The organism is Flavobacterium sp. ALJ2 (assembly GCF_015594725.1).
Classification (GTDB): Bacteria; Bacteroidota; Bacteroidia; order Flavobacteriales; family Flavobacteriaceae; genus Flavobacterium.
Window position 1 is genome coordinate 227,800 of record NZ_JADNRC010000001.1, and the last position, 12,742, is coordinate 240,541.

Genomic DNA, 12,742 nt, shown 5'->3' on the forward strand with positions numbered 1-12,742 from the left:
AATACAGGAAACTGAGAAAGATCTATCATAAATTTAAGCTTTATCGTTCTGTTAATTGGACTAAAACAATTTATTTTAATTTTAAAAAATTTCCTTTCAGTACAGCGAGAAAACTGCCTGTTTTTTTTTATGGGAAAGTTTATTTTCAAAGTATTAAAGGTGAAATTATAATAAAGGGACCTATAAAAACTGCTATGATCGGATATGGTCAGCATTTTGAATCAGCAGTTAAATCAAAAGGAACAGCAGAGCTTTTATTACATGGCAAGCTTGTGTTTAATGGGTATGCACACATTGGTAAAGATGTATTTTTGTTTGTAGGTAAAAATGCTTATTGTGAATTTGGAAATATGTCTTGCTTGGGGTCTGATGTAAAACTTGTTTGCACTAATAAAATTGTTATTGGAGATTGGTCTGGAATAGGTTACGAATCTCAAATAATAGATACAAATTCACATCCAATGAAAAATACGATTACAGGGGAGCATTATCCTATGACAGGACCTATTTGTATTGGTTCGTATAATGCTTTTTCAAATAGAGTTTCAATAATGCCTAATACCAAAACTCCAAATTATTGCGTAATAGCATCAAATACCGTGTGTAATAAAGATTATACTAGTTTAGGTAGCAATATATTAATTGGGGGTATACCTGCAAAACTATTGAAAAATAATTACAGTAGAGATTGGGAAATCGAAAGAGAGTTTTTAATTAAACACAAGGTTGTTAATCTTTAAATTATTGTGGTAAATAGATTTCGTTTAGACAATTTTTTTTCTCGTTTATTTTATAAAATTTGGCAGGATTACCAAACCAGATTTCATTTTCAGGAACATTTTTGTTTACGAAGGATAAAGAGCCTAGAACGGTATTGTCTCCAATTTTTATTCCATGTTGAAGGACGCAATTTGTCCCTATAAATACATTTGCTCCAATTTTTGCTCCTCCAATTTGATTCATATTGGTATTCAAATTGTTTGACATCATTTTTGGAGAAATATAAGTATCGTCTCCTATTGTAACTCCTCTTGCTATAATGCTATCATAGCGGATTATTACATTATTGCCAATTTTGCAATCTCCAGATGAAGATACTCGGGAATCAATATAGCAATTTTTACCAATAATAGTACCTTCTCTTAATTCTACATAATTTTTAATAATTGTATTGTCTCCTATTACAACATTGTCTTCAATTATACAAAAATTGCCAATTTTAACATTATTGCCAATTTTAGATTTGTTTGATATAATACTAGTTTCCATTTTTTGAATTTGCTTATGAAAAAAATCAAGATTAACAGGAATAAAAAAACAATCTTATTTTGTAGACAAAAATATAATTATTTTAATGAAATATATTAGTTGTATTATTAGAATTTGTTAAAAAAATATTGTGTTATAGATTGTTTTTTTGTCAATATTCTATTATACTCTTTTACTAGTTAGTTTATTAGTGTATTGTTTTTTTGAATATTGAACGAATTAATTTAAGGAACAACATTATATTTGTCCTAGTGGCAAGTCTTTTTTGTTGGATAACTCAACGATGATTTACGATGTTTCACTTAACGTTTTTTATATTTTAAATAAGTAGATAAACATGAAAATTCTTTTATTAGGTGAATACAGTGCTCTTCATTCTACATTAGCTACAGGGTTAAGAATATTAGGACATGATGTTACTGTAGCTTCTGATGGATGTAAATGGATGGGGAATGATAGAGATATTGATTTGTTCCGTTCTGGATATGATTTTTATAACTCAATTAAATACCTAGGAAGAATACATAATACTTTTAAAAAATTTAAAGGCTATGATATTGTACAAATTAAAAACCCTTCATTTTTAGATTTAAACATTAAAAGGAATCTTCATTTTTATAGATTTTTATTAAAAAACAACGCAAAAGTTTTTTTAGGTGCATTTGGGAGTGATTATTTTTGGGAAAAATTATGCCTTGAAAATAAAACACTTAAATATTCTGATTTGTTTATTGGAGAGAAACCTCTTGATATATATAAATGTGAATGGTTAGGAAATCAATTTCAAGATGCAAACATTGAAATTGCGGAAACATGTAATGGTGTAATTTCTTGTTTGTATGAGTATTATAAAGCATACGAACCTTACTATAAAGATAAATTAGGATATATTCCCTTGCCTATTAATACTGATTTACTTCAGTATAAGCAGAAAGGGATTCAAGATGATAAAATCAAATTTTTTATTGGTATTCAAAAGCTTAAATCAAAATTAAAAGGAACTGATTTATTCCTTGAGGAAGTAATTAAAATTAAGGAAGCTTACCCCAAAGAAGTTCAGGTAAATACAGTTACCTCTCTACCTTGGATGGAATATGTGAAAACAATGTCAGAATCTGATGTAATATTAGATCAACTCTATTCCTATACCCCTGCAATGAATGGTTTGATTGGTATGGCTCAAGGTTTGGTTTTAGTAGGTGGAGGAGAACCAGAAATGTATGAGTTGTTAAAGGGAAATAATAATCGTCCGATAGTTAATGTATTTCCTTCAAAAGAAGATATTTACACTAAATTAGAAATGCTGATAGAAAATAGAAAGAGAATTCCGGAAATTTCAAGCGATAGTAGAATATTTGTAGAACAACATCATAATTATATCCAAGTAGCTCAGGAATATGTTGATTTTTGGAATAGTAAGTAGAAATTACTTATAAAAAAATAAATTGAAATACTTATTATTATAATAAATATACTTTGTTATAGTTGATGGAAATTATACTTATTTCCTAATATTTTATCTTAGAATTTTATTTCAAAAAACACTTATATTTGTAGGTATAAAATAAAAAATGGTCAAGGTTTTTACAGAAAATGATATCGAGATTTTGATTTCTACAATGAATCAGACAAATCTCGATTTTTTGTTTCAAATGTTTCCTTTAAAGCATTTTTCCAATTATAACATCCTTATAGTTAACCAGTCTAAAACCCAAACTGTATCATCTAAATTCCCTTCGGTTAGAGTAATTAATAGCTTTGATGTTGGTTTATCAAAGAGCCGAAATTTAGCAATTGATAATTCAATAGGTAAAATTTTAGTAATTGCAGATGATGATATAATTTATCAAAATAATTTTATCGAAAAAATTGTTGGAGCACATAATAAATTCAATAAATCGACAATAGTTAATTTCTGTGCAATTAAAGAAAATGGAGCCTGCCTGAAAAAGTATCCTACTCTTTCTAAACTACAATTAAATTCTTTGGAAATTTTGAATATCAGTTCTATTGAAATGACGATAAATAAAGAAAAATTAGATTTAACAGGAATTAGATTTGATGAAAATTTTGGTTTAGGAAGTAGTCTTGAAACGGGAGAAGAGGCTGTTTTTTTGTTTGATTTAAAACATAAAAACCATCTTGTGTCTTTTGAAAATCAGGTGATTGTAAAGCATTATGGTTTGACAACTTCTAATAAAATCGATATTTTACATAAATATTATATTTATGGTGCGATAGTAAAGCGCATTTTAATATCGAATTATCTATTTTGGTTGATGATAAAGATGTTTTTTGATATAAAACAAAAAAAGCTAAAAATCAACTTTTTTTCTAAAGCAATTGATAGTTTTAACAAAGGGCGGAAAAAAATTAAAGTCATGAATTATGAAAAATAACATAAGTAAAATAAATTTGATTTCACTTCCTAAAATAGAGGATCAAAGGGGAAACCTTTCGGTAATAGAAAACGATACGATTCCTTTTGAAATTAAAAGAGTATATTATTTATACGATGTGCCAAGCGGATCTGAGCGAGGAGGTCATGCGCATAAAGATTTGCAGGAGTTTTTAGTAGCTTTAAGTGGAAGCTTTGATGTTATCTTAAATGATGGTGTTTCAGAAAGAATAGTGACATTAAACAAGCCGAACATTGGATTGTTGATACCAACTGGTGTTTGGAGAGAATTAAAGAATTTTTCTTCAGGTTCAGTGTGCTTGGTAGTCGCTTCAGATGTTTATATAGAAGACGATTATATTAGGGATTTAGATGAATTTATACGTTCAAAAAAGATTATTGATAAATAGAAAAGTTAAAACCTTTTTTTCTCAAATGTTTTTTTATTTTTAATAAAAAAATTAGGAGATGTCTAGGTAATAGATATATAGATTTGGTTTTTAAAGGAATGTTTTCTTTTAAAATGTTATTATATAATTCTTTCGCTTTTTTGTCCTCCCCAGCAATTTTATATTGCAAGGCATATTCTATTCTGTAAATGTCAAGATATTTTTTTAGACTTGGATTGTTTTCTTCCTCTTGTTTATAATCATTGAAATCTTTTAAGGTCTTTTCAAGAATTGGAGTCTTTGAAAGGCTGTTTTCTATGTAGTGTAAGTAAGATGCTGTAACCTTATTACTTAAAGCAACAGGATACTTTGTTGCAATTCGTATCCACATATCCACATCTTGTCCGCTAGATATCCCTGGTTTAAAATATCCTATTTTTTTAAATACAGATTTAGGAATTACAATTGAAGATGATGTAGCAATAGGGTAAGTTAAACTTGTCTCAAAATAATCAGAAATAATACCTTCAAAATCGGATGATATTCCTTTAAATTTCGGAATGTAATTTTTACCATTGCTAAACACTAATTCATAGCGAGAAGCAAAAACACCAACATTTGGGAAATTTTGGATTAGATTTTTTAATGTTTCCAAATGATTAGGCATCCATAAATCATCGGCATCCAAAAAAGCAATATAATTATATTTTGCTTTCTCAATCCCTAGATTTCTTGCTAGAGATGCCCCTTGATTTTTTTGGTTGTAAAGTTGTATTCGGCTATCATTAAATCTTAAAACGTTAGACACACTATTATCAGTAGATCCATCGTTTATTATGATGATTTCGTAATCTGTAAAGGTTTGATTAATAACACTATTTATGGTGTTTTCAATATAATCAGCTTTGTTGTATAATGGAATAACAATAGAGAAAAATGCCATATTACTTATTTTTTATTGAACAAATATAACTGATTCTGTAAAGGTTAAATAAAAATAAAGAAGGGTTTTGAGAACACAATTGATTAAAAAGTACTTTGTTGAAAATTTTGAAAAATAAATTCCCAGAAGAGATTAATTTATATTTTTTTAAAGAATAGTAAAAACCTAATATTTTTACAAAATCAGGGTTTAACTTATTTTGTTGATCTAGAAGTATAAGATTGTTTAGGCTGTTTTTTACTTTTGAAATAAAAACGGAGCTTTCATCAATATCTCCATGTTCGATAGCATTATCTATATGTTTTACTCTAAAATTTAATTTACTAACTTCATAAGCAAATAAGGTATCTTCATGACCATATTTTGTTAGGTCCGAATCGAATTTTATTTGATTGAAGTATTCTTTTTTAATTAGAGTATTATTGAATAATACTGTTTTGTATGGGTTTATAATTCTTTCGGATGCTGTTTTATCTTCGATTAGTCTTCCATATTTCCAGCGTAATTTCTGTTTAGGAGAATTAACAGTTTCTGGATGAATTCGACCTCCATAAATAATCTCAGTATTTTTGATACTATCTAAGTAATTTTGGATGTAGTTTTTGTTAATTATTACTGAGTCACCATCTATATAAAGTAAAATAGGATGTTTAGCTTTTGAGGCAAGCAGGTTTCTGTTTGAACTTAATCCAACGTTTTTATTTAAAGAAATAAAAAAACAATTCTCTAGTAAATTTATTTTTTCATTGTCTTTATTCAATAAAGAGTTAGAACCATCATCCTGACAAATAATCTCAAATTCAATTTCAGATTCTAAACATTGCCTATGTAACTCCTTGACAAGAGGACAAATATTGTAATTATATACTGGAATAAGAATAGAAAGCATTAATTGTCGTTTTTTAAAATATATTTGTAAAGAAAATACTTTTTATTAAAAAAATCTCTTTGTTAATAAAAATGATATCAAGTTTGTATAAAAGTAAAACACTGAAAATGAATTTAAGATCTGTTTATTATTTTATTTCACCAAAATCAAGACTTGTTGCACGAAAAATATATTACTCGCCTTTTGATCTGTTTAATTCATTAAGTGGGCGTAAAAATAAAATGGTTCCAAATAAAGGAGACATTTTTATAGGTTCAGGAGACTTTGTAGAGCAAGGGAAACATCATCTTAAGCTTTTAACGGAATATGCAAAGCTAAAACCAAATCATTCGGTTCTTGATGTTGGATGTGGTATTGGTAGAGTAGCCGTTCCACTAACAAACTATTTATTAGCTGAAAGTAGATATGAAGGATTTGATTTGGTTAAGAAAGGTATTAATTGGTGTAAAAAAAACATCACGATTAACTTTCCTAATTTTCGTTTTCAGCACATTCCTTTAAATAACGATTTGTATAGCTTAACAAATCAAAAAGCTGAAAATTTTACGTTTCCTTATCCGGATAACTCTTTTGATACTGTATTTTTATTTTCAGTTTTCACACATATGCAGCCATTAGAGGTTCAAAATTATCTTAATGAAATTTATAGAGTATTAAAGCCCTGTGGAAGATGTTTAGCTACATTTTTTGTTTATGATGAAGTTAATGAGGGTATGATTTCAAAAAATAACGGAACTTATATCTTTCCATATAAAAAGGAAGGATATAGATTGATGAATGAAAAAGTGCCATCAGCGAATATCTCTTTTAATGAAGAGTATTTATATAAAATGACAGAGTTCAGTAAATTAAAAATTGAAAATAAAATATACGGAACTTGGTCCAAAAGAGGAGATAAGCCCCTGTTAGATTTTCAAGATATATTAGTTTTTCAGAAATAAAAATAATTACACCGTTCTCTGAACCACCTCAAAAATTCTGGCATCTTCACATTTTAATGTTTTTGATGGGAATTTCATTAACAATGCATAATCGTGAGTTGCCATAATAACAGTTTTTCCAAGTGCGTTGATATTTCTTAAAACTTCAAGAACTTCAGAGCTTGTTTGTGGGTCTAAGTTTCCTGTAGGTTCATCGGCAAGGATAAATTCAGGATCATTTAGCAAAGCTCTTGCAATTGCAACACGTTGTTGTTCACCACCAGAAAGTTGATGAGGCATTTTTTGAGTAAATTCTTTCATGCCAACTTTATCAAGAACTTCATCAATTTTACGCTCCATTCCTTCTTTATCAACCCATCCCGTTGCTTTAAGTACAAAAAGCATGTTGTCTTGTACAGTTCTGTCCGGAAGTAATTTAAAATCTTGAAATACAATTCCGATTTTACGTCTCAAATAAGGAATATCATTTTCTTTTAGAGTAGCCAAATCAAAATCAACAATATGGCCTTCACCTTCTGTTAATGGTAAGTCACCATATAATGTTTTCATGAAACTACTTTTTCCAGAACCTGTTTTTCCGATGATATAAATAAACTCTCCATGTTTTACTTCTAAATTTATATGAGATAAAATATTTTTTCCTTCTTGATAAATAGCTACATCTTTAAGAGACAGTACGGTTTGTGACATGATAAAATTGATTTGAATGGTAAAAGTAATAAGTTAACAGCTGTATTCAAAATAAATTTCTCTCATTTAAAGAAATAGACTCTTATATGTCATTATTTAAGACCATAAGTGAGTGGTTGTTGAGTTTTTTAAGTGTGTTAAATCATGATAGTTATATTTTTGTTTATAATAAATACCAAAAGCATTTCGTTATACCCAGTAGAAAATGATACATTTGAAAATTAAATTAAAATAACAATGCACAAACTTTCACGGTTAATTTTTATACTAGTTTTTCTTTTATCGATTAAGGTCTCGGCGCAAAAGTCGGCTATTTACACTTATGATTTAAAGGATTTTGACAAAGCAGTCTCTTTATATAGCGACAAACAATATGTATCGGCTCAGATTGTTTTCGAAAAAGTAAAGGAAAAAGATACAAGAGAAGAAGTAAAGGCCGATTGCGCTTATTATATCGCTAATTGTGCAATAAGAACCAACCAGCCAAATGCTGATGAGCTTATGGAGCGTTTTGTTGAGGATTACCCAATAAGCACCAAACAAAATCAAGCGTACATAGAAGTAGCTCATTATTTTTTCGATCAGGCAAATTATCCAAAAGCATTACAGTGGTTTGATCGAGTAGATGAAAACTATATGAGCAAAAGTGATTTAGATAAATTTAATTTCCAGAAAGGATACAGTTATTTTAATTCTAAAAAGAAAAAAGAAGCGACAACTTATTTTAATAAGGTGGTTAATTCTCCTGAATATGGTTCTCAAGCCAAGTATTATTTAGGATTTATGGCATATGAAGGTGATGATTATAAAGAAGCAACTAAATATTTTGATGAGGTTTCAGGCGAAGAAAAATACAAAGAGAAGCTTTCGTATTATCAGGCTGATATGAATTTCAAATTAGGAAATTTTCAAAAAGCAATTGATTTAGGACAAAAAGCAATGCCGAAATCAAATGAAATTGAAAAGTCAGAATTGAATAAGATTATCGGAGAGAGCTATTTTAATTTAAAAGCATATGACAAGGCAATTCCATTTTTAGTACAATATAAAGGTAAAAAAGGGAAATGGAATAACACAGATTTCTATCAATTAGGATATGCATATTATCAGCAAAAAGAGTATGAAAATGCCATTTCGCAATTCAATAAGATTATTGAAGGAAAAGATTTTGTAGCACAAAATGCCTATTACCATTTAGGACAGAGTTATTTAAATACCGATAAAAAGCAACAAGCTTTAAATGCATTTAAGAACGCTGCTGAAATGGATTATGATAAGGCAATCCAGGAAGATGCAAGTTTAAATTATGCTAAGCTGAGTTATGAAATTGGGAATTCATATCAAAATGTACCACTAGTGTTACTTGATTTCTTAAAGAAATATCCAAATAATTCTAGTAAATCTGAAGTAGAGAAGTTATTAATAGATTCTTATATATCGTCTAAAAACTACAGCGAAGCTTTGATTTTATTAGAAAAAAACAGATCTCCAGAGAATAGATTAGCATATCAAAAGGTGCTTTTTTATAGAGGTTTAGAGTTGTATAATGATAGTAATTATCAAGAAGCCTCTAAGATGTTTGTGAAATCTCTTAACGAACAAAAGAGTCCTGAGTTTACTGCTCGTGCTACTTTTTGGAAAGGGGAAACAGAGTATCTTAATGAAGATTTTAAAAATGCTTTAATCAGTTACAAACAATTTGCAGGTTTGACTGCAGCTAAAGCGACCCCGGAGTTTAAAAATATTAATTATAATATTGCTTACACTTATTTTAAATTAAAAGAATATGATAATGCAGCCAATTCATTTCAGGCTCAAATTGATAATTCTAAAGAGGACATTTCAAGATTACATGATTCTTATTTAAGATTAGCAGATTGTCGATTTGTAACATCTAAGTATGCATTGGCTATGGAAGCTTATACAAAAGTTATGAGCTTTAAAGGCGTTGATGCAGATTATGCTTATTTTCAAAAAGCCATTTGTTATGGTTTTATGAATAAGAATGACCAAAAAATAGAAGAGCTTAATGGATTTCTTCGAATGTATAAAAAGTCGGAATATCGTGATGACGCTATGTTTGAGCTAGCAAATACATATGCTGCTGAGAAAAAAACAGAACAAGCGATTAAAACATACGATCAATTGGTTGCCGAGTTTAAAAATGGAGCTTTCACGGCAAAGTCTATTTTACGTGAAGGGTTAATTTATTATAACTCCGATAGAGATCAATTGGCTTTGACAAAATTTAAAAAAGTTGCCGCTGATTTTCCTAGAACTCCAGAGGCTCTTGAAGCGGTTTCTACAGCAAGATTAATTTATGTAGATAACGGAAAAGTAGATGAATATGCAACTTGGGTACGTACGTTGGATTTTGTAGCAGTTACAGATGCCGATTTGGATAATGATACTTTTGAAGGAGCTATAAAACAATATGAGCAAAATAATAACAAGCAAGCGATTGTAGGTTTGAGCAATTATGTGAGCAAATTCCCAAAAGGAATACATGCGCTCGAAGCGAATTTTAAATTAGCACAAGCGTATACAACAGAAGGCTCAGAAACTAAATCGATTCCAAATTATCAATATGTAATCGAGCAGCCTCGTAGTGAATATACAGAGCAATCTTTGATGCGATTGGCTCAGATATTCTTAAAAGCTAAAGATTGTGATAAAGCAATTTCTGTTTTATCCCGTATAGAAAATGAAGGAGATTCTTCTCAGAATAAAACATTTGCGCAGGCGAATCTAATGAAATGTTATTATGATAAAAACGATTATAGTAACTCAGTTGTGTATGCAGAAAAAGTATTGCAAAACCCTAAAACTGATGAAAATGTAAAAAGTGATGCGCAAATTATTGTGGCAAGAGCAGCAATTAAATCTGGTGATGAAGATAAAGCTAAAATAGCTTATGCAAAGTTAGTTACAACATCTAAAGGGGAGTTGGCTGCAGAATCATTGTATTATGATGCTTATTTTAAAAATAAAGAAAACAAGTACGATGCTTCAAATGCAGCAGTGCAAAAACTAGCCAAAAACTATTCATCATTTAAATATTTTGGAGCAAAAGGATTGGTGTTAATGGCAAAAAATTTCTATGGTCTAAAAGATAGTTATCAGGCGACTTATATTTTAGAGAATGTAATTCAGAATTTTACAGCTTATCCAGATGTCGTTTCTGAAGCAGAAAAAGAATTAAGCGCTATTAAAGCAGAAGAGTCTAAAACCAATTCATCGATTACAAAGTAGAAAACACAGTAAAAAGAGTATAGATGATAGAGTCAAGACATCACAGATAAGTCTATTTTCTTTATTCTTTGCTCTCAAAAAAATAAAATATGAAAATCAATTTCCAAAATAAACATATCGCTTTTCTTTTACTGCTAACTTCCCAGTTGACTTTGGCACAAAAAAAAGAGGAAACAAAAAAGAAAGAAGAAACAATTGGTACCGAAGAAGTAAATGTTGTAAAAGCATATTTACCTACAATCTCAGATGCTTTTAAGGTAAAAGAAATTCCTTTATTAAATGATGAAGGAAATGCTCCTAAAGAAACAATCAAATACACCATTTTTTCTTTTCCAGTAGCATCGACTTTTACGCCTTCAAAAGGAAATGCCCAAGGGGTAGATAAAGCCAAAAAAGAGCATTTGTTTACTAATTATGCAACAGCAGGAATTGGTAATTATGGTAATTTAAATGCAGAATTATTTGTAGCGCAGGAATTAGGAAACAATGACTATATCGCAGGAATGTTTAAGCATCAATCATCGCAAGGAGGAATAAAAGGAATAGATCTTAATGATAAGTTTTATGATACTTCATTAGATGCAATCTATGGAGTAAAAAACAGAGATATGTCCTGGAGTATTGATTTAGGATATCAAAATCAGATTTATAATTGGTATGGTTTGCCAGTTGATTTTGGTTCAACTTTGACACCACAGGATCGCGGAATGTTAATTAGTAGTATAAGTCCAAAGCATTCATATAACGGAATTAATCTTGGTGGGAATATTGACTTTAATGATGGGATTTTTACTAAAGCAAGCATGAAATACAGTCACTTTTCGGATGGTTTAAAATCTTCTGAAAACAGATTCTACATAAAACCCTCTTTTAAAGTAGAGATAATGGATCAATCTATAAATACAGATGTAATTGTGGATTATGTAGGAGGAAGTTTTGAAAACAATTACGAGAAAACAAATTTGGAACCTATAAAATATGGCTTTACAAATTTTGGATTATCGCCAAGTTTTGTAATGCAGCAAGATGATTGGACACTGAATTTAGGCGCTAAATTATTCTATAGCTTAGATAATGAAAATAGTAATAGTAAAATTTTAGTGTATCCAAATGTGACTGCTTCGTACAAGGTGGTTGGAGATTTAATGATTTTTTACGCAGGAGCAGAAGGAAATTTAGAGCAAAACACTTATATGGATTTTGTAGATCAAAACCCATTTTTATCTCCAACACTAAATATTAATCCGACTGATAAACAATTTGATATTTTTGCAGGTCTAAAAGGAAAATTAGCTAATAATGTAAGTTATAAAGTTCAAGGGTCATATGTAAACGAAAGAAACAAAGCTTTATTTAAGAGTAATAACTATACGGAAGACATAACTAACGAAAATTACGCTTTCGGAAATTCATTTCAAGTTGTGTATGATGATATGACAACAATGCGTTTTTATGGAGAGTTAAAAGCTGATTTCTCAGAGAATGTTTCTTTCGGAATCAACGGAACTTTTAATAGTTATAGTAATGATCACCAAAGTGAAGCTTGGAATTTACCAACAATGAAATTAAGTACAAGTTTAGATTTTAATGTTACTAAGCAATGGTATGCAGGGTTTAATTTGTTTTATGTAGGAGAAAGAAAAGACGAACAATTAAATGCCAGTTTAGTAACAAATTCTACTCCAATTACATTAAAAAGCTATTTCGATTTAAATGCACATGTAGGATATAAATATAGCGATAGATTAACTTTTTATTTAAAAGCAAATAATATTACAAATCAGGCATATCAAAAATGGTTGAATTACCCAGTTCAAGGTTTTCAGATTATGGCTGGTGCAAATTATAAATTTGACTTTTAGGGTTTTTAACCACAAAGGATGCCAAGTTTTTACGCAAAGTTCGCTAAGTCTGTTTAAAAAGATTTAGCGAACTTTTTTTAGCGATTGGTAAAAGTCGTATAGAGTACGT

Annotated in this window: 11 protein-coding genes; 7 read left to right on the forward strand and 4 right to left on the reverse strand. The window is 29.3% G+C overall.

From position 1 onward, the window contains the following. Positions 1-194 precede the first annotated feature (194 nt). Positions 195-740, forward strand: coding sequence for a transferase (locus IUY40_RS01085; RefSeq protein ID WP_229335230.1), 546 nt, complete (start codon positions 195-197; stop codon positions 738-740). Between the two features lies 1 nt (position 741). Here the strand turns inward: IUY40_RS01085 and IUY40_RS01090 are convergent, their stop codons facing one another. After that, positions 742-1,269, reverse strand: a complete 528-nt coding sequence (locus IUY40_RS01090; protein ID WP_195735039.1) for a DapH/DapD/GlmU-related protein — start codon at positions 1,267-1,269, stop codon at positions 742-744. Positions 1,270-1,606: 337 nt separating this feature from the next. Between IUY40_RS01090 and IUY40_RS01095 the strand changes: the two genes are divergently transcribed. The 3 genes from IUY40_RS01095 to IUY40_RS01105 all read left to right on the forward strand — a co-directional run bounded on the left by IUY40_RS01095 (position 1,607) and on the right by IUY40_RS01105 (position 4,077). Continuing rightward, on the forward strand, positions 1,607-2,692 hold the full coding sequence (locus tag IUY40_RS01095) for a glycosyltransferase (protein WP_195735040.1): 1,086 nt from the start codon (positions 1,607-1,609) through the stop codon (positions 2,690-2,692). Between the two features lie 148 nt (positions 2,693-2,840). Beyond that, a complete protein-coding gene (locus IUY40_RS01100) occupies positions 2,841-3,668 on the forward strand; it encodes a glycosyltransferase (RefSeq protein WP_195735041.1) in 828 nt (275 codons plus the stop codon). After that, positions 3,658-4,077: an FdtA/QdtA family cupin domain-containing protein gene (locus IUY40_RS01105; protein ID WP_195735042.1), complete on the forward strand. Its 420-nt coding sequence runs from the start codon at positions 3,658-3,660 to the stop codon at positions 4,075-4,077. Before IUY40_RS01100 ends, IUY40_RS01105 begins: the two co-directional genes overlap by 11 nt. On the opposite strand, the gene IUY40_RS01110 is transcribed toward IUY40_RS01105, so the two are convergent. Further along, positions 4,064-4,999: a glycosyltransferase family A protein gene (locus IUY40_RS01110; protein WP_195735043.1), complete on the reverse strand. Its 936-nt coding sequence runs from the start codon at positions 4,997-4,999 to the stop codon at positions 4,064-4,066. The two genes, IUY40_RS01105 and IUY40_RS01110, sit on opposite strands and share 14 nt — an antisense overlap. 1 nt (position 5,000) lies before the next feature. Next, positions 5,001-5,888, reverse strand: coding sequence for a glycosyltransferase (locus IUY40_RS01115; RefSeq protein WP_195735044.1), 888 nt, complete (start codon positions 5,886-5,888; stop codon positions 5,001-5,003). Positions 5,889-5,995: 107 nt separating this feature from the next. Between IUY40_RS01115 and IUY40_RS01120 the strand changes: the two genes are divergently transcribed. Then, positions 5,996-6,829: a class I SAM-dependent methyltransferase gene (locus tag IUY40_RS01120; protein WP_195735045.1), complete on the forward strand. Its 834-nt coding sequence runs from the start codon at positions 5,996-5,998 to the stop codon at positions 6,827-6,829. Between the two features lie 6 nt (positions 6,830-6,835). On the opposite strand, the gene IUY40_RS01125 is transcribed toward IUY40_RS01120, so the two are convergent. Further along, on the reverse strand, positions 6,836-7,519 hold the full coding sequence (locus tag IUY40_RS01125) for an ATP-binding cassette domain-containing protein (protein WP_195735046.1): 684 nt from the start codon (positions 7,517-7,519) through the stop codon (positions 6,836-6,838). A 237-nt stretch (positions 7,520-7,756) separates the two neighbouring features. Between IUY40_RS01125 and IUY40_RS01130 the strand changes: the two genes are divergently transcribed. Together IUY40_RS01130 and IUY40_RS01135 are read left to right on the forward strand one after the other, a co-directional pair. Further along, the gene (locus tag IUY40_RS01130; RefSeq protein WP_195735047.1) at positions 7,757-10,771 is read left to right on the forward strand and encodes a tetratricopeptide repeat protein; all 3,015 of its coding nucleotides are present in this window, start codon (positions 7,757-7,759) and stop codon (positions 10,769-10,771) included. An 89-nt stretch (positions 10,772-10,860) separates the two neighbouring features. Then, complete coding sequence (locus IUY40_RS01135; protein ID WP_195735048.1) at positions 10,861-12,633, forward strand: TonB-dependent receptor; 1,773 nt, start codon at positions 10,861-10,863, stop codon at positions 12,631-12,633. Positions 12,634-12,742 lie beyond the last annotated feature (109 nt).